At 68.9% G+C, this 21,911-nt stretch carries 19 protein-coding genes and 1 pseudogene; 6 read left to right on the forward strand and 14 right to left on the reverse strand.

Features of this window, described 5'->3' with window-relative positions:
* The first annotated feature begins 14 nt into the window (after positions 1 to 14).
* A complete protein-coding gene (locus HDA44_RS05135) occupies positions 15 to 1,004 on the forward strand; it encodes a DMT family transporter (RefSeq protein WP_184831773.1) in 990 nt (329 codons plus the stop codon).
* Here the strand turns inward: HDA44_RS05135 and HDA44_RS05140 are convergent.
* On the reverse strand, positions 979 to 1,917 hold the full coding sequence (locus tag HDA44_RS05140; protein WP_238352364.1) for a DMT family transporter: 939 nt from the start codon (positions 1,915 to 1,917) through the stop codon (positions 979 to 981). The genes HDA44_RS05135 and HDA44_RS05140 overlap by 26 nt on opposite strands.
* Positions 1,918 to 2,003: 86 nt before the next feature.
* Between HDA44_RS05140 and HDA44_RS05145 the strand changes: the two genes are divergently transcribed.
* From HDA44_RS05145 to HDA44_RS05160, 4 genes are read left to right on the forward strand one after another with little or no spacing between them, the layout of a single operon-like run.
* Positions 2,004 to 3,218 carry a cysteine desulfurase-like protein gene (locus HDA44_RS05145; RefSeq protein WP_238352365.1) on the forward strand — a complete coding sequence of 405 codons (1,215 nt, stop codon included), beginning with the start codon at positions 2,004 to 2,006 and terminating at the stop codon, positions 3,216 to 3,218.
* Positions 3,219 to 3,252: 34 nt separating this feature from the next.
* Entirely contained in the window at positions 3,253 to 4,809 is a 1,557-nt protein-coding gene (locus tag HDA44_RS05150; RefSeq protein ID WP_184831776.1) for an alpha-amylase family protein, read from the forward strand.
* Positions 4,802 to 6,025 carry an ROK family transcriptional regulator gene (locus HDA44_RS05155; protein ID WP_337905643.1) on the forward strand — a complete coding sequence of 408 codons (1,224 nt, stop codon included), beginning with the start codon at positions 4,802 to 4,804 and terminating at the stop codon, positions 6,023 to 6,025. The genes HDA44_RS05150 and HDA44_RS05155 overlap by 8 nt, the downstream gene beginning before the upstream one ends.
* 7 nt (positions 6,026 to 6,032) lie before the next feature.
* Positions 6,033 to 7,301: a glycoside hydrolase family 125 protein gene (locus tag HDA44_RS05160; protein WP_184831779.1), complete on the forward strand. Its 1,269-nt coding sequence runs from the start codon at positions 6,033 to 6,035 to the stop codon at positions 7,299 to 7,301.
* Between the two features lie 84 nt (positions 7,302 to 7,385).
* On the opposite strand, the gene HDA44_RS05165 is transcribed toward HDA44_RS05160, so the two are convergent.
* From HDA44_RS05165 to HDA44_RS05185, 5 genes are read right to left on the reverse strand one after another with little or no spacing between them, the layout of a single operon-like run.
* The gene (locus HDA44_RS05165; RefSeq protein WP_184831781.1) at positions 7,386 to 7,811 is read right to left on the reverse strand and encodes a hypothetical protein; all 426 of its coding nucleotides are present in this window, start codon (positions 7,809 to 7,811) and stop codon (positions 7,386 to 7,388) included.
* Positions 7,812 to 7,845: 34 nt separating this feature from the next.
* A complete protein-coding gene (locus tag HDA44_RS05170) occupies positions 7,846 to 8,511 on the reverse strand; it encodes a response regulator (protein WP_184831783.1) in 666 nt (221 codons plus the stop codon).
* 9 nt (positions 8,512 to 8,520) lie between these two features.
* Positions 8,521 to 9,180 carry a response regulator gene (locus HDA44_RS05175; RefSeq protein ID WP_184831785.1) on the reverse strand — a complete coding sequence of 220 codons (660 nt, stop codon included), beginning with the start codon at positions 9,178 to 9,180 and terminating at the stop codon, positions 8,521 to 8,523.
* Positions 9,173 to 10,330 (reverse strand): sensor histidine kinase, encoded by a 1,158-nt coding sequence (locus tag HDA44_RS05180; RefSeq protein WP_184831787.1) that lies wholly within the window; start codon positions 10,328 to 10,330, stop codon positions 9,173 to 9,175. Before HDA44_RS05180 ends, HDA44_RS05175 begins: the two co-directional genes overlap by 8 nt.
* Before the next feature lie 53 nt (positions 10,331 to 10,383).
* Positions 10,384 to 11,073 carry an FCD domain-containing protein gene (locus tag HDA44_RS05185; protein WP_184831789.1) on the reverse strand — a complete coding sequence of 230 codons (690 nt, stop codon included), beginning with the start codon at positions 11,071 to 11,073 and terminating at the stop codon, positions 10,384 to 10,386.
* A 72-nt stretch (positions 11,074 to 11,145) separates the two neighbouring features.
* On the opposite strand from HDA44_RS05185, the gene HDA44_RS05190 reads away from it, so the two are divergent.
* Positions 11,146 to 12,357: an alpha-hydroxy acid oxidase gene (locus tag HDA44_RS05190; RefSeq protein ID WP_202887174.1), complete on the forward strand. Its 1,212-nt coding sequence runs from the start codon at positions 11,146 to 11,148 to the stop codon at positions 12,355 to 12,357.
* Here the strand turns inward: HDA44_RS05190 and HDA44_RS05195 are convergent.
* The 8 genes and pseudogenes from HDA44_RS05195 to HDA44_RS38410 form a co-directional block, all read right to left on the reverse strand.
* Positions 12,301 to 13,779 carry a sensor histidine kinase gene (locus HDA44_RS05195; RefSeq protein WP_184831793.1) on the reverse strand — a complete coding sequence of 493 codons (1,479 nt, stop codon included), beginning with the start codon at positions 13,777 to 13,779 and terminating at the stop codon, positions 12,301 to 12,303. The two genes, HDA44_RS05190 and HDA44_RS05195, sit on opposite strands and share 57 nt — an antisense overlap.
* Complete coding sequence (locus HDA44_RS05200) at positions 13,776 to 14,450, reverse strand: response regulator transcription factor (protein ID WP_184831795.1); 675 nt, start codon at positions 14,448 to 14,450, stop codon at positions 13,776 to 13,778. The genes HDA44_RS05195 and HDA44_RS05200 overlap by 4 nt, the downstream gene beginning before the upstream one ends.
* Before the next feature lie 22 nt (positions 14,451 to 14,472).
* On the reverse strand, positions 14,473 to 15,237 hold the full coding sequence (locus tag HDA44_RS05205) for an ABC transporter permease (protein ID WP_184831797.1): 765 nt from the start codon (positions 15,235 to 15,237) through the stop codon (positions 14,473 to 14,475).
* A complete protein-coding gene (locus HDA44_RS05210) occupies positions 15,234 to 16,148 on the reverse strand; it encodes an ABC transporter ATP-binding protein (protein WP_184831799.1) in 915 nt (304 codons plus the stop codon). Before HDA44_RS05210 ends, HDA44_RS05205 begins: the two co-directional genes overlap by 4 nt.
* A gap of 107 nt (positions 16,149 to 16,255) precedes the next feature.
* Positions 16,256 to 17,395, reverse strand: a complete 1,140-nt coding sequence (locus HDA44_RS05215; RefSeq protein WP_319037152.1) for a sensor histidine kinase — start codon at positions 17,393 to 17,395, stop codon at positions 16,256 to 16,258.
* A 79-nt stretch (positions 17,396 to 17,474) separates the two neighbouring features.
* Positions 17,475 to 18,113: a pyridoxamine 5'-phosphate oxidase family protein gene (locus HDA44_RS05220; protein WP_184831801.1), complete on the reverse strand. Its 639-nt coding sequence runs from the start codon at positions 18,111 to 18,113 to the stop codon at positions 17,475 to 17,477.
* On the reverse strand, positions 18,113 to 19,354 hold the full coding sequence (locus HDA44_RS05225) for an MFS transporter (protein ID WP_184831803.1): 1,242 nt from the start codon (positions 19,352 to 19,354) through the stop codon (positions 18,113 to 18,115). Before HDA44_RS05225 ends, HDA44_RS05220 begins: the two co-directional genes overlap by 1 nt.
* Positions 19,355 to 20,286: 932 nt before the next feature.
* Positions 20,287 to 20,430 (reverse strand): annotated as a pseudogene (locus HDA44_RS38410) (alpha-ketoglutarate-dependent dioxygenase AlkB); the annotation flags it as partial.
* Positions 20,431 to 21,911 lie beyond the last annotated feature (1,481 nt).

A 21,911-nucleotide genomic window follows, 5' to 3' on the forward strand; every position in this document is an offset into this window, starting at 1 on the left:
GTCATGATAGTGACGTGACAACAACCGCCACCCGCCCAGCCGTCTCGACCCGGCGGCACCAGCTCGTCGGCCTGGTCGCCGCGTTCGGGATCGGCATGCTCGTCGCCGTCCAGTCGCGCTTGAACGGTGAACTCGGCGGTGTCCTCGGCGATGGCGTACCCGCGGCGCTCATCTCGTTCGGCTCCGGCCTGCTCCTCCTACTGATCGTCAGCGCGCTCATCCCGCGCGTACGCCACGCCCTCGGCATGGTCTGGACCACCATCCGCGACCCCGGAGGTGGGCTCCGCTGGTGGCAGTGTCTCGGCGGCATCGCCGGCGCCTATCTGGTCGCCACCCAGTCGATCACCGTCTCCATCATCGGCGTCGCGGTCTTCACGGTCGCGATCGTCGCGGGCCAGGGTTTCGCCAGCCTGATCGTCGACCGCGCCGGCTTCGGCCCCGCGGGCCCACAGCCGGTCACGCCCCTCCGCGTAGTCGGCGCGCTCGGCGCCCTCGCCGCGGTCGTACTCGCCGTCTCCGACCAACTCAGTCACCCCTCCGGCCTGCTGCTCGCGATCCTCCCCGCGATCGGCGGCCTCGGCACCGCGGTCCAGCAGGCCATCAACGGCCGCGTCGCCCGCACGGCCTCCCCGGACGGGTACGGCGCGATCGCCGCCGGAGTCGTGAACTTCCTGGTCGGTTTCGCCGCCTTGCTGATCGTGTTCCTGGCCGACCTGGTCGTCCGCGGCGCCCCGCACCACCTGCCCTCGGAGCCGTGGCTGTACTTCGGCGGCGCCTGCGGCGTGATCTACATCAGCGCGGCGGCCGCGGTGGTCCGGGTGGTCGGCGTCTTCATCCTCGGCCTCGCCACGATCGCCGGTCAGCTGATCGCCAGCCTGGCCGTCGACCTCTGGCTCCCGGCCGCCGACAAGGCCGTCACCTTGCCGGTCGTCGCGGGTACCTTCCTCGCGCTGGCCGCCGTCATCGTCGCGGCAGTGCCTAACCTCGTGAAGCGCGCCGCCTGAGTACGCCCTGCGAGACGGCCACGCCGAACAGGACGACCAGCCCGCCGACCGGCTGGTACCAGGTGATGTGCTCGCGGAGGACGATCACGCCGACCAGGATCGAGAACACCGGCATCAGGTACGTGACCATCGACGACCGGCTGGCTCCGATCAGCCGGATGTTGCGCATGTTCAGGACGAACGCGAGCCCGCTGCCGAGCGCGCCGAGCGCGATCACGCTCAGCACGACCTCGGGGGACAGCGACCACGGCGCGGGCGGTGCCTGGCGGGTCACCAGCGGGGCGACGATCGCCAGCTGAACCGTTGCGCAGAGCAACAAGCTGGCCGACAGCGCCGTCCCGGACAGGGTCGTGCCGGCCAGAAACCGTTTCTGGTAAGGGATCGCGAGCCCGTAGAAGACGGCTGCAAGCATGCACAGGCCCTGCCCGGTCAGGTCGGCGCCGCTGTTCACGCGCCAGGCGCCGAGGACGATCAGCATGCCGATGAAGCCGATCATCAGCCCGGCGCCGCGCTGCAGTGAGAACTTCTCGGTCCGGAAGATCAGCACCGCGATCGGCAGCACGATCAGCGGGGTGATGCCGTTCCAGATTCCGGCCAGCAAGGACGGGATGCGTTCCTCGCCGTACCCGAACAGGGTCCACGGGATCGCCGAGCCGATCGCGCCGACGACGAACGAGTGCGCCCAGACCCGCCGCGTACGCGGCAGCGGCTCGCGCTTCACCAGCAGGATCGCGAGTAGCACGACCGCGCCCGCGAGTACGCGCCCGAGGGCGAGGTAGAGCGGGGGGAGTTCGCGGACGCCCACCGAGATGAAAAGGAAGCTGCAGCCCCAGATGGCTGCCAGCGCCAGCATGGTCGGAAGCCAGGCTTTGACGGCCGGCCGGTCGATCGTGCTGTCAGGAGTCGTTACCATGCTCACTCCTGACATCCTGCACTACCGAACCGACAGTTCGTGCATCTTTATCCGGATTCGGGCAGCAGGGACGGCACAGTGGAAGGATGACGCGCATGAGTGGCTTCGACGTGGTGGCGGTCCGCAAGCAGTTCCCCGCGCTCGACGAGGGCGCCGCGCATTTCGACGGTCCGGGCGGTTCGCAGACTCCGCAGGTGGTCGCCGACGCGGTCGCGCGGACGATGACGTCGGCGCTCGCCAACCGCGGCCGGCTGACGGCGGCCGAGCGCCGCGCCGACGAGATCGTGATCGCCGCCCGGGAGGCGATGGCCGACCTGCTCGGCACCAGCGCGCGGGGCATCGTGTTCGGCCGCAGCATGACGCAGCTGACGTACGACTTCTCCCGGACCCTCGCGAAGACCTGGAACGTGGGCGACGAGGTGATCGTCACCCGGCTCGACCACGACGCGAACGTCCGGCCGTGGGTGCAGGCCGCCGACGCCGCCGGTGTCACGGTCACCTGGCTCGGTTTCGACCGCGAAACCTCCGAGTTGGACGACATCGCGCCGCTGCTCTCGGACCGCACTCGGCTGGTCGCGGTCACCGGTGCGTCCAACCTGCTCGGCACGCGGCCGGACACGCAGCGGATCGCGGAGCAGGTTCATGCCGCCGGTGCGTTGCTGTACGTCGACGGTGTGCATCTGACCGCGCACGTCCCGATCGACGCCACGTACGCGGACTTCTACGCCTGCTCGCCGTACAAGTTCTTCGGCCCGCACCTGGGCGTACTGACCGCGGCGCCCGAGCTCCTGGAATCGCTTCACCCGGACAAGTTGCTCCCGTCGACGGATGCCGTACCGGAGCGATTCGAGCTCGGCACCTTGCCGTACGAACTGCTCGCCGGCACTACCGCCGCGGTCGACTTCCTGGCCGGACTCGGCGGTACGGGCACCACCCGCCGGGAGCGCCTGACCAGCTCGCTCGAACTGGTCGAGGCGTACGAGGACGCGCTCCGCGACGATCTCGAAGCGCGTCTTGCCGCGCTTCCCGGGGTCATGCTGTACGGGCATGCCGCGCGCCGTACGCCGACCCTGCTCTTCACGGTCGACGGCCACGGCCCGGCCGCCGTCGCGGAGCATCTCGCCGCGGCCGGAGTGAACGCCCCGGCAGGTTCGTTCTACGCGTACGAGCCGGCGCGACACCTCGGCCTAGGTCCCGAAGGCGCCGTCCGGGCGGGCCTCGCCCCCTACACTGACCAGTCCGAGGTCGATCGCCTGGTGGCCGCGATTTCCGCCTTGACCGGCGCGAGAAGCACTAACTAAAGTCTCTGGGGAAAGTCGGCGTCGAGGGGGTCTGGTGCGGGAACCGAGTGCTGTCTTCGTCCAGGTCGACCCTTCGGACGAGCTCACCCGCTCGGCGGCCGGCGTCGAGGTCAGCTGGGCGGACGGCACGGTCGAGGTGACCGCGACGCGGATCAGCCGGGTCGCGCTGCGCTGGACCGAACGGCTCCCGGCCGGCGCGCTGATCCTCGGCGACGCCTGGGAACGCTCGTACGGCGACCTGCAATGGCGTCATCGGCAACCGGAACGCCTGCTGCCGTGGTACTTCCTCGTCCACGACCCGCACACCGGTACGACCACCGGCGCCGGAGTCGACGTACAGCCGAACGCGTTCTGTTCGTGGACGGTCGACGGCGACGGATTCACCTTGTGGCTCGACCTGCGAAACGGCGGCGGGCCCACGCACTTGAACGGACGCACGCTGCGCGCCGCGACCGTACGCGGCTTCGCGGACGCGGGCACGCCCTGGCAGACCCTGCAGGCGGCGGTCGCCACCATGAGCACCCGGCTACCGGCGCGACCTGAGCCCGCGCCGGTGGCCGGGCCTGTCGTCGGCGCGAACAACTGGTACTACGCGTACGGCGAGAACTTCGACGAGAAGGCCGTTCTCCAGGACGCGACCACGATCGCCGAACTCGCGGACGGTCATCCGGTCAAGCCGTTCAGCGTCGTCGACGACGGCTGGTACCCGGGCGGGATCGCGTCCGGCGGCCCGTGGGATCGCGGCACGCCGGGTGTCTTCGACGACCTCGCCGGTACGGCGGCGGCGATCAAGGCGATCGGCGCGCGACCCGGTCTGTGGTTCCGCCCGCTGCTGGTCCGCGAGCCCAGTCGATGGGCGTCGGCCGGTCCGCACGACAAGCCCGGGCGCGCGCTCGACCCGTCCCGCCCGGAGGTGCTCGACGGCGTACGCGCGGATCTGCGGCGGTTCAAGGACTGGGGTTTCGAGCTGGTCAAGCACGACTTCAGTACGTACGACGTGTTCGGCGACTTCGGACCCGCGATGGGATCACGGCTGACCGACAACGGCTGGCAGTTCCACGACCCGGCCCGGACCACCGCCGAGATCGTGCTCGCGTTCTACCGGGAGATCCGCGCCGCGGCAGACGGCGTCGTACTGATCGGATGCAACACCGTCGGTCACCTCGCCGCCGGTCTGGTCGACGTGCAGCGCACCGGCGACGACACATCCGGCCGGGACTGGGAACGGACCCGGAAGATGGGTGTGAACACACTCGCGTTCCGGCTCCCGCAGCACAACCGCTTCTTCGCGGTGGACGCCGACTGCGTGCCGTGTACGCCGGAAACGCCGTGGGAGCTGAATGAACAGTTCCTCGACCTGATCGCCCGCTCTGGTACCGCACTGTTCTTGTCGATCGATCCGGCGGCGCGGACCTCGCGGACGGACCAGGCGTTGCGGGACGGCATCCGGCTGGCGCTGGATGGTGGTACCCCCGGCGGCATCGAGCCGACGGACTGGCTGGAGAACACCACCCCGAACGCGTGGCGGGCGGGGGATGAGGCCGTTCGGTACGACTGGTCCCGTCCGTGGGGTGCGGACCCGCGTGGCTAGGCGAGGTACGAACCTGGACCGCGTCGGCGGTTTCAACGACGCGGTCGTGCTGGACGCCATCCGGCGGAGCGAGCAGCTCAGCCGGGTCGAGCTGGCCGAGGCGACCGGTCTGTCCGGCCAGGCGATCTCGAACATCGCGCGCCGGCTCCTCGACGCCGGCCTGGTCCGCGAAGCCGGCCGCCTCCGCGGCGCCGGCCTGGGCAAACCGCGAACCCTGCTCGAGCTGGAGCCGACCGGCCAGTACGCGGTCGGCGTACACCTCGACCCCTCCGTCGTCACGGTCGTACTGCTCGACCTGACCGGTGAAGTGGTCGCGCGGCGGCCGGTCGACCAGGTCGCCGACGAGCCTGGAGTTCTGATCGACGGCATCGCGAAGACGATCGAGGACGCGATCAGCGAGGCCGGCGCGGCACGCGACCGGGTCACCGGGGTCGGCATCGCGGCGCCGGGACCGATCGACGTCGAGCGTGGCATGGTCGTCGACCCGCCGAACCTTTCCGCCTGGCACCGGGTTCCGTTACGCGACGAGTTGCAGCGGCGTACCGGGCTGCCGGTCGTGCTGGACAAGGACGTCACCGCCGCCGCCTCCGCGGAGAAGTGGGCCGGGCAGGGCGGCAGCTTCGTGTTCTTCTACCTCGGTACCGGGGTCGGCGCCGGGCTGGTGATCGGCGACGAAGTGGTCCGCGGTTCGTCCAGCAATGTCGGCGAGATCGGTCACGTGATCGTCGACCCGGACGGCCCGGTCTGCTACTGCGGGCGGCGCGGTTGCGTCGGCGAGTCGAGTCAGCCGCGGTACCTGGTGCAGCAGGCGGTCCAGGCCGGAGTGCTTGCCCAGGGCATCGATCTGGACGATCGGCAGGCGGTGGACACGGCGTTCTCGCGGTTGTGCAGGCTGGCCGCGGACGGTTCCGGCGTACCCAGGGACCTCATCGCCACGCTGGCCGGGCGGATCGCGAAGGTGGTCGAAGACATCGCGAACCTGCTCGACCTGGACCGCGTGGTGTTCGGCGGACCGCACTGGGAGCAGCTTGCGCCGGTGCTCGGCGACGCGGTCCGGGCCGCGCTCGACGGGCGGTTCCTGCTCCGGTCGGTACATCCGTTCGAGGTCACCGGTACGGCGCTCGGCGCGGACGTCGGCGCGATCGGCGCCGGCAGCCTGGTACTGGATCAGACGTTCTCTCCCAACCCCTCGTTGGCACTTGTCGGTGAAAGGTGATGTGTTCATGATCGACCCCGAGGTCCTCGCCCGCGCCACGGCGGCCGTCCAGCGGGCCACCGGCGACGAGACGATCGCGGCGATGTTCCGGCGCTCGATGGCCGAGAACCTGCCCGCGGTCGCGGAGCGGCTGCCGGACGGGACCACGTTCGTGCTCACCGGCGACATCCCGGCGATGTGGCTGCGTGACTCGGCCGCGCAGCTGCGCCCGTATCTGCTGCTGTGCAAGGACGATCCGGGGTTGCAGGACGTACTGATCGGGGTGCTGCACCGGCAGCTCGAGTACGTGGTGCTCGACCCGTACGCGAATGCGTTCAACCAGGAAGCGAACGGCGCCGGGCACGTCACCGACGAGACCGAGATGTCGCCGTGGGTGTGGGAGCGGAAGTACGAGATCGACTCGCTGTGCTTCCCGCTCGAGCTGGCGTACCGGCTGTGGCGGATCACCGGGCGCGCGGACGTGATCGACCAGCGGTACCGCGCCGCCGCCGAGGCGATCGTCGAGCTGTGGACGGTGGAGCAGGACCACGAAGCGCGGTCGCCGTACCGGTTCCAGCGGCATGACGACCGGCCGTCGGACACGCTGGTACGGGATGGGCGTGGGCGGTTGACGCGGCCGACCGGGATGTCGTGGAGCGCGTTCCGGCCCAGTGACGACGCGACCGAGCTGGGATTCAACGTACCCGGCAACATGTTCGCGTCGGTGGTGCTCGGGTACTTGCAGGAGATCGCCACCGAGGTGCTCCGGGACGAGCCGCTCGCGGACCGCGCGAAGGCGCTGAAGGCGGAGATCGACGAGGGGATCGGGCAGCACGGCACTGTCGATCATCCCGTCCACGGGCGGGTGTTCGCGTACGAGGTCGACGGGCTGGGTGCTGCCCTGCTGATGGACGACGCGAACATGCCGAGCTTGCTGGGAATCCCGCTGACCGGTTACGCGGCCGCCGACGATCCGACCTACCTGGCGACCCGCAACCTCTTGCTAAGTCCCGAAAACCCCTACTACTACAGCGGAACCGCCGCGGCCGGCATCGGCAGCCCGCACACGCCCCCGCGCTACATCTGGCACATCGCGCTGGCCGTCCAGGGCATCTCCAGTACGGCCCCCGCCGAACGTCAGCACCTCCTCGAACTACTCCGAGACACCACCGGCGACACCGGCCACATGCACGAAGGCTTCGACGTGGACGACCCCACCCAGTACACCCGCGAGTGGTTCTCCTGGGCCAACGCCATGTTCTGCGAACTAGCCCTGGTGCACGCTGGTCTCGGGTAACCCCACCAACAACTCTGCCGCGCGCCGCAGCCGCCGCCCCGCGTCACCTTGGGGGAGTGCATGCACCTACCACGGCCGGAGTACTCAGGTACTGGGACTGCTCTCCAGGCGCTGGGTATCTCCGACTGCTAGTGCATCAGCTACGTGCTGCACTCCAGCGCGGATGAGGTTGCCATAGCCGTCGTCGGGTAGCTGGCCGAGGTGTTCGCGGGCGAGCAGCAGGTGCTGGTGGGCGAGTTCGGCTTGTTGCAGGCGGCGGTAGTCGTCGGCGAGGTTGAGGTGGAGTGACGGTAACCACAGCTCGTCCTCCACCGCCTCCAGCGCCCGTAGGTCCCAGCTGAGTTCGTCGGCCGTCTCGTCCTGCACATCTGCCAGGTAATGCGCGATGACACACCGCGCCTGCTGGTCATTGGCTGACTCCCAGAACAGGGTCAACCGCTCGCGAGCAGCAGCGCGATCGCCTGATCGGCCAAGCTCCACCGCGGCCATGATGTCTTCCAGATGCTCCATGCCGACCAGCCTCGGCCTTGCACCTACTAGAGGGTCAACCCAGCCAGCCGGGGCGGACCAGGCCGGTTTGGTAGGCGAGTACTACCAGTTGGGCGCGGTCGCGTACGCCGAGTTTGATCATGGCTCGGCTGACGTGGGTTTTGGCGGTTGCCGGGCTGAGTACGAGCCGGGCGGCGATCTCGTCGTTGGACAAGCCCTCGCCGACCAGAGCGACGATCTCCTTCTCGCGTTCAGTCAGTACGTCCAGCTCCTTGCTGGCATGGGGCTGTCGGCTGCGCGACGCGAACTCGGCCACCAGCGTCCGTGTCACCCCAGGTGACAGCAGCGCATCACCCCGCGCGACAACCCGTACCGCCTGCAACAGCTCGACCGGCTCGGTGTCCTTCACCAAGAACCCACTCGCCCCGACCCGCAGCGCCTCGAACACGTACTCGTCCAGATCGAACGTAGTCAGGATCACCACGTGTACGCCGGCCAGCTCCGGGTCCGCGCCGATCTCCCGGGTGGCCTCCAATCCGTCGGTCCCGGGCATCCGGATGTCCATCAGCACCACATCCGGCTTCTCGGCCCGCGCCACCACTACCGCCTCGGCGCCGTCCGACACTTCACCGATCACCGTGATGTCGTCCTCGGCGTTCAGCAGCGACCGGAACCCGGCTCGTACCAACGCCTGATCGTCCGCCAGCAGCACCCTGATCATGCCGGGAGCCTATGCCAGCCCCGCGTCATGGGCGAGCAGCGCGATCTGGGTCCGGTTCCCCAGCTCGAGCTTGGTCAGGATATGCGAGATGTGCGCCTTCACCGTGGCCAGACTCATGAACAGCTCGGTGGCGATCTGCGCGTTCGCCTTGCCCTGCGCGACGGCCAGCATCACGTCGTACTCGCGAGGTGACAGCCGCTCCAGCTTCTGCCGCGCGATCGTGTGCGCGTCGGCCTGGGTGGCGGCGCGGTCCATTAGCCGCCGGGTGATCGCGGGGGACAGGATCGGGTCACCGGCCGCGACCCGCCGGACCGCGTCGACGATCTGCGGCGGCGGCGTGTCCTTGAGCAGGAACCCACTGGCCCCGGCGCGCAGCGCGTGCAGCACGTTCTCGTCGGTGTCGAACGTGGTCAGCACCACGACTTCCGGCGGGTTGGTCCGCGCCCGCAGCCGCTTGGTCGCGACGATGCCGTCCACGCGCGGCATCCGCAGATCCATCAGTACGACATCGGGGAAGTGCGCGTCGACGGCGGCAGGTACCTCGTCGCCGTCCGCGGCCTGGCCGACAACGGAGATCCCGTTCGCTCCGTCGAGCATCATCTCCAGGCTGGCGCGGACCAGTGCGTCGTCGTCCACCACCAGGACCCGGATACCAGGCTGTTCATTCATGGGGCCACGGTAGCGAGGCCTGGAGGCGAAAGCCGCCACCGGGCACCCGTCCGTGGTCCAGCGTGCCACCGGCCAGCTGTACGCGCTCGGTCAGTCCGACGAGTCCGGTCCCGCTGCCCGGCGCCAGCGGCGTGCCGTTCACGGCGGGGTTGGTCAGCTCGATCCGCAACCCGTCGCCAGGCCGGCCTGTCACCAGCACCGTCACCGGGTGACCGGCGGCATGTTTGCGCGCGTTCGTCAGCCCTTCCTGGACGATCCGGTACGCCGTACGCCCCGTTGCGGGCGGCAACGAAGCGGAGTCGGCCACCCGGTCGTCGTACGCGACCGCGGTCCCGGCGTCGCGTGACTCGTCGACCAGCGCGCGCAGATCGCCGAACGTCGGCTGCGGCCGCCCGCCAGGCAGATCTTCGAGGTCCGTGTCGTCGCGGAGCACGCTGATCACCTCACGCAACTCGTCCAGGGCCTGGTGTACGCCGGTCCGGATCACGCCGGCCGCCTTCGCGAGCTTCGCGGGCGACGAGTCCGGCCGGTACTCGAGCGCGCCCGCGTACGTGGCCAGCAGGGACAACCGGTGCGCGAGTACGTCATGCATCTCGCGCGCCATCTTCGTACGCTCCAAGGTCCGTGCTTCCGCGACCCGGCGACCTTGCTCGGCCTCCGCGCGGACGGCGCGATCACGCAACGACATCAGCAACTGCTGCCGCGCCTGCGCGCCCTGGCCCCAACCGAGCAGGCCCGCGTGGACGACGACGTCGAGGACCGCGAACCAGAAGTACGGCAACCCCTCGATCGGTTGCCGAAGGCCCTGAATCAGATGCGCGACCGTACCGGCCGCCGCGACCAGGATCGCGGTACGCCACGGCCGCCGCAGCGCGACGTTGAGCGTCGCGGCGGTGGACGGCGGGGTGGCGGCGGGGGAGAAGACCGCGAGGACGGCAAGCGCGAGCGCGCCGGTCACCGGCCGGCGGACGATGACCGGAATCAGCGCGATCGAAAGCACCCCGGCCGTGATGTCGAGCCACAGGAACTGCCGGTGCCCCGGGTCGGACCATCGCCCGACGATCGTCATCACCACGAGTACGCCGAGCGACACGGTCGCGATCAGGTCGACCCGCTTCGACGGCTTCGGTGGCGTGCACAACTCCTCCATGCCGCCGAGAGTAGGCGCCACCACCCTCGTTCCACCACCGACCAAAGTCGAAGCTACAACTGCGCGGCCCGGTAGAACCCCCGGATGTGCGCGGCCACCAACTCACCAGCCCGCTCCGCCTCGCCACCGCGTACCGCGTCGAGGATCTCCCGGTGCTCGGCCCGTAGACCAACCGCCGTCGCTTCCCAGTCCGGCAGGTTGGGTACGGCCGCCAGCACGTACTCGTGAATCGCCGACCGCAACGACGTCATCACCGCGGCGATCAGCACATTCCCAGCCAGGCCTGCCAGCGCGACATGGAACTCCGCGTCGAGCAGATGGAACTCCTCCGGTGACAGCTCGGTGTTGTCCATCCGGTCGAGCAGCTCTTCGGCAACCTTGAGCTCATCCGCGGCGAGCTCCCGCCCGGCCGCCTCCCGCGCCGACCACGACTCCAGCAGCAACCGGGTCTGCACGACATCACCCATCGGCAGGTGGTTGGTTGCCAGGTGCAACCTCAGCACCGCGGTCAGTGGTGAGACGGGCTCGGCCACGATCACCGCGCCAGCATCCGGCCCGGAGCCGGTCGCGGTTCGTACCACGCCCATCGCCTCCAGTACCCGGACTGCCTCCCGCACCGACGGCCGGCTGATCCCGAGCTGCTCCGCCAGCACCCGTTCGCCGGGTAACCGCTCCCCGATCCGCAACCGGCCGGCGGCCAGATCCCCTTCGACCCGATGCAGGACCAGCTCGTAGTTCTTCACGCGGACAACTGTAGCTGTGTGGTCGGACCACAGGGTAGGGTGTGGTCCGACCACACGAAGCCGGGAGTTGTGATGACCGATCGCCAGATGCCCAAATGGTCCGAGCTGAAGCCGCTGCTGCGGCCGAAGCCGGTCACGGTGAACCCGACCGAGCGGCGGCTGGACAAGGCGCTGACGATCGCCGACCTGCGCGCGATCGCGAAACGCCGGACGCCGCGCTCGGTGTTCGACTACACCGACGGCGCCGCCGAGGCCGAGATCAGCCTGCGCCGGGCCCGGCGGCTGTTCGCCGAGATGGAGCTGCAGCCGTCGATCCTGCGGGACGTGTCGGCGATCGACCTCGGCACCTCGATCCTGGGCAGTCGCTCCGAGCTGCCGTTCGCGTTCGCGCCGACCGGTTTCACCCGGATGATGAACCACGAGGGCGAGAGCGCGGTGGTGAAGGTCGCGGCGGACGCCGGCATCCCGTACGCGCTGTCCACGATGGGCACCACCTCGATCGAGGACGTCGCCGCCGCCGCGCCGGACGCGCGCAAGTGGTTCCAGCTGTACGTGTGGAAGGACCGCGACGCCGGCGAGGACCTGGTCAAGCGCTCCGCCGCCGCCGGGTACGAAGCACTGATGCTGACCGTCGACGTACCGGTCGCCGGCGCCCGGCTCCGCGATGTCCGCAACGGGTTCACGATCCCGCCTTCGCTCACCGCGAAGACGGTGCTGGACGCGTCGATGCACCCCGCCTGGTGGGCCAACCTGCTGACGACCCGGCCGCTGACGTTCGCGTCGCTGTCCAGCTGGGACGGCACGGTCGCCGAGCTGCTCGACAAGCTGTTCGACCCGACGATGACGATCGACGACCTGAACTGGCTGCGGTCGATCTGGGACGGCCCGCTGATCGTGAAGGGCATCCAGACCGTCGAGGACGCCCGCCGCGTGGTCGACGCCGGCGCGGACGCGGTCGTGCTGTCCAACCACGGCGGCCGCCAGCTGGACCGCGCGCCGACACCGCTGCGGATCCTCCCGGACGTACGCAAGGCGGTCGGTGGCGACGCGGAGATCTACCTCGACACCGGCATCATGTCCGGCGCGGACATCGTCGCCGCGATCGCCCTCGGCGCGGACGCCTGCCTGGTCGGCCGCGCGTACCTGTACGGCCTGATGGCCGGCGGCCGGCGCGGCGTTGCCCGCGCCGCCGAAATCCTGACCAAGGAGGTCCGCCGCACGATGGCCCTACTCGGCGTCTCCAGCGTCGCCGACCTGAACCCGTCCCACGTCCGCCTGCCCTGACAACACCGGCACGGTCAGCTGGAAGGTCGATCCGGCACCGAGCGCGGTCCGTAGTACCAGGTCGCCACCGTGCGCCCGTGCGATGGACCGCGCGATCGCCAGACCCAGCCCGGTACTCGCGCCGGTCGCGTGATTGCGCGATCGATCCGCGCGGTAGAACCGGTCGAAGACGCGACCGGCCTGCTCCTCGGTGAGACCCTGACCACGGTCCTCGATCTCCAGTACGGCCTGCCCGTCCGACGTACCGACGCCGACCCGGACCGGGCTACCGGGCGGCGTGTGCGCGACCGCGTTGCCGACCAGGTTGGTGACGACCTGCCGCAGCCGGTCCTCGTCGCCGAGCACCGCGGCGGGACCGGGTACGCCGCCGTCTCCGAGGCCGGTCAGCGTGACCGGCCTGGACGGGTCGAGTGCCCGCAGGTCGTGCCGCGCGTCGTTGGCGATCGTGCGCAGATCCATCGGGGTTCGGTCGAGCTGGCCGTCGGGCGCCTCGTCGAGCTGCGCGAGCAGCAGCAGGTCCTCGGTCAGTCCGGTCAGCCGCGTGGCCTCGCGGTCGATCCGGCTCATCGCCTCATCGGCATCGGATCCGCCCATCCGGTACAGCTCGGTCGATCCCTTGATCCCGACCAGTGGCGTACGCAGCTCATGGCTGACGTCGGACAGGAACGTACGCATCCGCGTCTCGGCCGCCGCTCGATCAGTGAAGGCTTGCTCCAGCTGGCCGAGCATCGTGTTCAGTGAGGTCGCCAGGTGGCCGATCTCGGTTCGCGGCGCGGCGATGCCCGGTACACGTCTCGTCAGGTCACCTTCGGCGATCGCGGCCGCGGTGTGCTCGATCCGGCGAAGTGGCCGCAGGCCGCGTCCGAGCGCCCACCAGCCGACGGCGGTCAACAGGACGAGCAGCGCGGCACCGGTGATCAGGCTGCTGGTCCGCAGTTGGGTGATGGTCGCGTCGGCATCAGTGAGTGGCGCCGCGGCGACCACAGTGCCACTCCAGCCGACCCCTCGCCTCGCTAGTGCCCGCCACCGGCCCGGTCCGTTGGCCGCGGGCAGAGCTACCGCGGAGCCATCCGTCGGTAACTTCCGAAGCTCAGCGTCGGTAGGAAAGGAGGCGGCGGCAACGCGGGACGAGCGGAGCATCCCGATGATCGATCCGTTCGCGTCCAGGTACGCCAGGTAGGGTGCGCCGATCAGGTCGAGCGCGGGGTCGATCAGCTGTGGCCGCTCGGGTTGGTTCGGCTGCGGACCGCCCGGCGACACCTGCGCGATGATCTCGGTGAACGACCGCAACTGACTGTCGAGCCGGTTCAGCTGATAGCGCTCCAGCTGGTGCGACACGACCGCGCTGATGAGGCTGAGCCCGGCGAGCAGCAACCCGGTGGTCAGTAGCAGCAGCCGGGCGCGCAGTGACAGCTTCCTCATGGCTTGGGGGCCCTGAGCACGTAACCGACGCCGTGCACGGTGTGGATCAGCTTCGGCTCCGCGTCGTCGACCTTGCGCCGCAGGTACGAGATGTACGTGTCCACGATGCTGGTGTCTCCGTTGAAGTCATAGCGCCACACCTGCTCAAGGATCTGCGCTTTGGACACGACGCGTCCGGCGTTCTCCATCAGGTACCGGAGCAGGCGGAACTCGGTGGGGGAGACCCGGAGCGGGCTACCGTCCCGCGTCAGCTGGTGGCCTTCGGCATCAAGTGCGAGACGGCCTGCGGTCAGTACGTCGCTGTGCCGGCCTGTCGTACGCCGCAGCACCGCACGGATGCGCGCGATCAGCTCCTCGAGGTCGAACGGCTTGGTCACGTAGTCGTCCGCGCCGAGTGACAACCCGTGGATCTTGTCGGCCTGCCCGTCGCGGGCGGTCAGGAACAGTACGGGCACCGGGCCGTGGTCACGGAGGCGCCGTACGACATCGAAACCGTCCATGTCCGGGAGCATCACGTCCAGCAATACCAGGTCCGGCGGTTCCGCGACGGCGGCAGTGACCGCTTCGGTAGCGGTCGCTGCCGACGTCACCTCGAAGCCCGCGAACCGCAGCGTCGCCGACAGCAGCTCACGTACCGTCGCCTCGTCGTCCACCACGAGCAGCCGGGTCATGATCGCCAGGATAGACAGGTGCTCAGACGTCGCGTCGCCGGAAGACGACGAACGCCGCGGTCAGGACAACGGCGACGCCGAGCCAGAGGCCACCGAGATTGAGCCACGGGTGCGGGAAGTCCGGGTCCGGTACGGTCGCGAAGATCGCGGCCGCGCCACGGCTCGGCCAGAAGTCCAGAATCCCCTGCAGCCAGGACGGGAACAGGCCAGCCAGCGCCGGGATCAGGAACACGATCCCGACCAGCGTCGCGAGTGCGCCGGCGGTGGCCCGCAGAATGGTGCCGAGACCGACCGCCAGCAAGGCGATCGCGGCCAGGTAGAGCCCGCCGCCGACGATCGCCGGAAGTACGCCGTGGTCGCCCAGGCGTGCTGACGGAACGCCATGGCCGGCGAGAACCGCCTGACCGAGCAGGAACGACGCGAACATCAGGACCTGCCCAGCCACCGCCGCGATGGCGGTCGCGGTGACCGCTTTCGCGGCGAGCAGCCGGTTGCGGCGCGGCGTCGCGGCGAGGGTGGTCTGGATCAGGCCGGTCGCGAACTCCGAGGTCACCACAAGGATGCCAAGAACGCCGACCACGAGCTGAGCGACGATGTAGGTCTTCAGGCTGTTACCGGTCGGATCCCAGGAAGCGCGGTCGGCCGCCGTACCTTCCCAGTACTGCGCGTGCGCCCCGCTGGTCGACAGGGCGGTGATCCCTAGTCCGAACCCGAACAGACAGGCCAATGTGTACCAGGTGGAGCGCAGGCTGCGGAGCTTGATCCATTCGGCGTGCAAGGTGGTCATGCCGCCACCCCTTGGTAATCGACGCTGTCCTTGGTCAGCTCCATGAACGCGTCCTCCAGCGATGCGCGCTGCGGAGTCAGCTCGCTCAGCGGTACACCGTGGTACGCCGCCAGCTTGCCGATCTCCACCCCGGACAGGCCGGAAACGACGAGCGATCCCTCCAGCCCGTCGCGGACGGTGCCACCTGCGGCGGTCAGGTGGTACGCGAACGAGCCGGGATCAGCCGTTCGTACCAGGACCGTGCCGTTGCCGGTCGCGTGCATCAGCTCGGCAATGCCGGTATCGGCCATCAATCGGCCCCGGCCGATCACGACCAGGTGGTCGGCGGTCCGCGCCATCTCGCTCATCAGGTGGCTCGACACCAGTACCGCGCGACCCTCCGCCGCCAGCTCCCGCATGAAGTCACGAATCCAGCGGATGCCTTCGGGATCGAGGCCGTTGACCGGCTCGTCGAAGATCAGGATGCGCGGATCGCCGAGCAGCGTCGCCGCGATCCCGAGCCGCTGCCGCATCCCGAGCGAGAACCTCCCGGCCGGTCTGCCCGCCACAGCGTCCAGACCGGTCCGGCCGAGCACCTCGCCGACCCGGCGCCGGGGAAGACCGTTGCTCACGGCAAGCGCCAGCAGATGGTTGTACGCGGTCCGCGCGCCGTGCACCGCGCCGGCGTCGAGCAGCGCGCCGACCTCGGTCAGGGGGACCGGCAAGTCCCGGTAGGAGCGCCCGCCGACCGTCACCGAGCCACGAGTCGGTGCGGCCAGGCCGAGGATCATCTTCATCGTCGTGGACTTGCCGGCGCCGTTCGGCCCGAGGAAGCCGGTCACCTGACCCGGCTCGACGGAGAACGACAGATCGTCCACGACCAGGTCGGAGCCGTACTGCTTGGTCAGTCCGCGCACTTCGATCGTTGTCATGGCTCGGAGCCTGACGTGCCGATCTGGGTGCCTGGTGCGAGGTTCTGGGAGAACCCTGTGAATCCGCCGCTGCCGGGGCATATCGCCGGCGGGCATTCACAGGAAATCTACAGCGGCAGCGTCGCGGTGATCCGGAAACCACCCGCTGGGGTGCGGTTGGCGGTGAGGGTGCCGCCGAGGGCGGTGGCGCGTTCGCGCATGCCGGAGATGCCGTTGCCTTCGATCGGTTGCGCGGTGACCGAGTCGCCGTTGTCGTCGATCTGAAGTACGAGCGCCTGTTCACCGTACTGAACCCGGACCGTCGCGGACGTCGCCTTCGCATGCCGTACGACGTTGGTCAGCGACTCCTGGATGATGCGGAACGCGGCCCGGTCCAGGCCGGTGGGGAGTGGTCGCGGGTTGCCGTGGATGATCTTGTGCACCTCCAGACCGGCGCGTCCCGTACGAGTGACCAGGTGGTCCAGATGGTCCAGCCCGGCCACCGGCTGTCTGGGCGCGGACTCGCCGGACTGCCGCAGTACGCCGACGATCGAGCGCAGCTCGACCAGTGCTTCCTTGCTGGCGTCCTTGATCGCGGCCAGCGCGGGGATGGCCTGCTCGGGTTGTCGATCCGACAGGTGCAGTGCGGTTGACGCTTGGACGTTGATGAGCGAGATGTGATGCGCTACGACGTCGTGGAGTTCCTGCGCGATCCGCAGCCGTTCCTCGCCGGCGCGGCGCAGTTCCTCCTCGCGGCGGGTCTTGGTGGCCGCCATCACCCGGTCACGATGGGCGCGGAACAGTTCGGCGAGGAACCCGAGTACGCAGAAGCACGCGCCGACGAGGAGCACCTGGTACACGCCGTCCGCGTTGATACCGAGGATGATCCGGCCGCCGACATGCCCCACGTACAAGGCGATCAGACCGGCCCAGCCGGCCAGGCGGTGACCGAGCCGGATCACGGTGAAAACCGCGATCACGAACGCGATCACCACCGGGCCCCACGGGTACTCGCGGAGCATGTAGATCAGGGTTGTCGTGGCAGTTGTCCACAGGACGGCGACCGGGTGCGTACGCAGCCAGTACAACGCGATCGTGCCGATCAGCAGCAGCACGACCATCAGTACGTCGGGATGCCGCCGCTCCGGCTGACCCTGCGCCGAACCGAGCGTGCCGATCACCGAAATGAGCGACAGGATCACCGAGCGCAGAACACGACGCGTCCGATCGCCGAGGACGACGATCTCGATCGGGTCGGAGCTGCTCACAATACGCAACCGTAGAGGTCCGTGGGGACAAGTGTCATCGTCGCCACGGAGTACGTCGCGCTGCGCCCGCGGCGGTAGCTCAGTACTTGACCTTGTAGATCGACTCTTCGTACTGCGCGCCGTAGTACGTCTCGAGTGTCGCCAGGTCGGATTCCGGCCGCTCCAGCGCCTTCGAGATCGCCGCCCGGCTGGGTACGGACTCCGGGTTCCAGGTCTCGGGCTTCCACAGCTTCGAGCGCAGGAAGGATTTGGAGCAGTGGTGGAAGATCTGCTCGATCTCGACCAGCGACGCCAGCTGCGGACGGTTGCCCTTGACCACCATGTCGTCGAAGAACGGCGCTTCCTTGACGATCCGCGCGCGGCCGTTGATCCGTAGCGTGTCGGTGCGGCCGGGGATGAAGAAGATCAGCCCGACGTGCGGGTTGCCGAGCACGTTGACGAACCCGTCCACGCGGCGGTTGCCGGCCCGCTCCGGGATCGCGATCGTGGTCCGGTCCAGAACCTTGGTGAAGCCGGCCGGGTCGCCCTTGGGGGAGACGTCGCAGTTGCCGTCGGCGTCGGAGGTGGCGATCAGGCAGAACGGCGACCCGGCCAGCCAGTCGATGTCGAGGTCGTGGAGCTCCTTACGCTCCTTCTGCACGGCGGCGCCCAGCGGCGGCGGGACGACCTCGCGAAGCTCGTCGTGGGTGGTGATCTCGACCAGTCCAGGAATCTCCATCAGGCGGCGTTCTCCTCTACCAGCGACGGCGTGACGTCCTCGTTGACGGCCCTCGTCCGCACCGCCCATCGTACGGAGGGACCAGTCGCGCAACTGGTCCCCAGGAACAGCACACCGACCACCAGCCAGCCGATCGGGCCCCAGCCGAGGATCACCGTGGTGAGCATCGCCGGGCCGAGCATCCGGGCGATCGCGGGTCCGGTGCCGAAGAATCCCTGGTACTGCCCCTGCTTGTCCGCGGGCGCGAGACCGAAGCTGATTTCCCATGCTCCGGACGCCAGTTTCATCTCGCCGAGCGTGAGTAGCGCGGCAGCGACGACCAGTACGACGGCCGCGGTGGCGGAGCTCAGGTTCGCGGCCGTGGTCGCGAACACCGCGCATGCCGCCAGCATCGCGATTCCGGCGTACCGGACGGAATGGGCCGCGCTGCGAAGATCCGTGACGCTCTTCGCGATCCGGACCTGGAAGAACGTGACGCCGAGCGTGTTCACGATCATCAGCGATGCGACGACCCAGCTGGGCGCGTTCGTCCTGGTGACGATCCAGAGCGGGCCGACGAGGCTGATCAGCGGCATGAAGAGCAGCATCACCGCGTTGAGCAACGCCAGCACCGCGTACGGGCGGTCGTGCAGCACCGCGAAACGCGGCTCGCCGCTTGCCTGGCGATGGATGACGACCGGCGGTACGCGGCGGATCAGGGCGGCGGCGAGCAGAAAACTGACCGCGTCGATCGCGAACACGATCAGGTACGCGGACTCGGTGTCGAAGCGCAGCGCGATACCGCCGAGCAACGCACCGAATGCCAACCCAGCGTTGACCGTGGACTGCAGGAACGCCCGAATGCGGGTCCGCTCGGCCGGCTGCACCAGCCCCGCGAGCAGAGCCTGCCGCGCCGCGGTGAGCCCGGTCTGACTGCACGCATAGACGATCGCGGCGACCAGAAACAGCACGAACCCCCGAACCACCAGGAACGACGCCACCGCCGCCGCGGTCGTCAACGCGAGCACGATCGCCGTACCGCGCGCCCCGCGCCGATCAGCGAGATTGCCCAGTGGTACGCCGACCAGGAACCCAACCAGCCAGGCAACCGTCAGCCCAAGCCCAACCTCGGCCGTCGACAACCCGACCACCCGAGTGAAGAACAACGCCGACGTGACAACGAACGCCCCGTCCCCGACCGAGTTCGCCAGCTGCGCCATCGCGAGATCCCGCGGCGCACCAGCGGGAGGAATCATCGTCATACCCCGACCCTAAATTCCCAGCGGCCCAGACATCAGGTCCATTCCCTATGCATGGTGTTGGGCCACTTTCCCCTGTGGACAACCCGCAACCACGCCTCGAACCACGGCACCTTGTAGGTATGACCTTCGAATCCCTCTCGCCCACCTGGACCGACCACCCCCTGACCGACCCCGAACTCACCACCAACGTCATCGACCTGATGCTCTCACCCGGCGACCGCCACCACGGCACCCTCGCCGTCATCCTCTGCACCCCGACCAACCACTACCAAGCAACCCTCACCATCGCCCTCCCCCCGACCTACCTAACCGAACACCCACCCCCACCCAAGTCCCCACCCCTGCACCCAACGGACCACCCCTCCGCGCAGCCAACCAATTCCCCACCCGAGCACCCCTCAGACCGCCCACTCGATCAGCCACCCGCGCAACCAACAGAGCGCCTAGCCAAACGCCTATTGGGGAATTCAGCCGAGCGCTCGACGACGAGGAATCCGGCCGAGCGTTCGACCGGCCCTGCGATCGGCGTAGCCGGCACGACTCCCGACCACACCCGCAAGACGCCGAGCTCGGTTCCCTTCCAGCGGCCAACGACCACTTGCGGTTCCCGATGCGAGCACGGCAGACACACTCACGCCACCCCGCCCGCCGACGTCTGCTCGACCGCCCTCTCCGCAATAATCCCCGCAGTCCGAACCGCCCCCGGCACCGGCCTCATCCTCGCCCTCGGCCGCTCCGGCCCACCCCGCTGGCCCGACCTGGACGACCAATGGGCCAAAGCCGCCATCGCAATCTGCCAAGCCGCCGACATCCGCCTACTCGGCTTCTACGTAGCCACCCAAACAGCCATCTACCAGCCGGCTGCCTCTGAACCCCTAGCCGCCTGACCCCACCAGCTCACCCAACTCCCAGGCCCAACCCCATCCCCGCCCTCACCGAACTCCCCGAGGCCGGAACTGAATGCTGATCCGAGGCCCCACCCGCCCCGCCGCCTTCGGAACCGCATGCTCCCAAGTCCGCTGACAAGACCCACCCATAACAATCAAATCCCCATGCCCCAGCCCATACCGAACCGTCCCCCCACCCACCCCACGCCCCGCGTACACCCCATCCACCCCACCACTCCCACGCACCCCACCACTCCCACGCACCCCACCACTCTCACGCACCCCACCACTCCCACGCATCCCACCACTCCCACGCACGCCACCACTCACATCCACCCCACCAACGGTGTCCACCCCATCCACCCCATCCACCCCATCCACCCCATCCACCCCACCCACCACATCCGCACCACGCACCGTGTTCGCCCCACCAACCACACCAGCCCCACCTGCACCACTCACGCTGTGCGCACCACCCGCCCCGTGCGCGCTACCTGCCCCATGAACAGCATCCGCCCCATACACACCACCAGCCCCGTACGCACCACCCACTCCGTGCAAGCCACCCGCCGCGTTCAGCCCACCCGCTGCGTGCACACCATCAACCACCTGCACAGCATCGACTGCACCAGACCTACCGAACCCATTCGCACCATCCGCCCCACCTGCCACATAAGCAGCACAAGCCCCACCAACACCACCTAGCCCAAAAGCCCCATGCACATCAGCTGCCCCACCAGCGCCGTTCACATCACCTGCATTACCAAACCCGACAGCCTCACCAACCCGAGCCGCCCCACCAGCCCTGCTAGCCCCACCAGCCCGACCTGCCCCACCCTCAACACCGGCCCGCGGCCGTAGCGCCAGTACCCGAGGCTCACCGACCGACAAGATCGCAACCATCGTGTCCTCGTCGTTCCCTCGCCCAATCCGATCCCCATGCCAAGCAACACTGTCCCGCCCGTCCCGGTAGTAACACAGCCCAACCGTCCGGAACGGTTCCCCCAACTCCCCGGCGTAATACTCACTGAGCCGATCCCGAGCCTCACTCAGAATCCCCAGCGGCAACGCATCATCCTCTTCGTAAAAACACAGCAACCGCGGCACATCAACCACCCGGTCATACATCTGCCGCCGCTCCGCGTACCAAGGAACCTCCCGCGCCAACCGCTCAAAAACCTCATCGGCCCCCTGAAGCCACCCCGGCAGCACATCAACCCAAGCCCCCCGCCCCAGCACAGTCCGCCGCACCCCACCCAACGCCCCCACCGCCGGCTCCCCAAACGAGTCCAGCAACGACCCCTGAATCTCACCGCCCATCCACCCACCATACCCGAAACTCGAACACCTGTTCCCCTAATCAAACCAACCCCGCCCCACCCCACCCGCACAGCACCGCCCCACCCCGCGCACCCACCATCCCGCCCCACCGCCAACCCACACATCCCCGCCCAACGCGTCCCCGCCCAACGCGTCCCCCGCCCAAGGCATCCCTGCCCAACGCACCGCACACCCGCCAATGCACCGCACGCCGTCCAATGCACGGAACACCCGCCAATGCACTGCCAATGCACCCCCAAATGCACCGCACGCCGGCAACGCGCCGCGCACCGCCCAATGCACCCGCGCCGCCAACCACCGCACCGCGCACCGCCAACCACCGCCAACCA

The organism is Kribbella solani, assembly GCF_014205295.1.
Classification (GTDB): domain Bacteria; phylum Actinomycetota; class Actinomycetes; order Propionibacteriales; family Kribbellaceae; genus Kribbella; species Kribbella solani.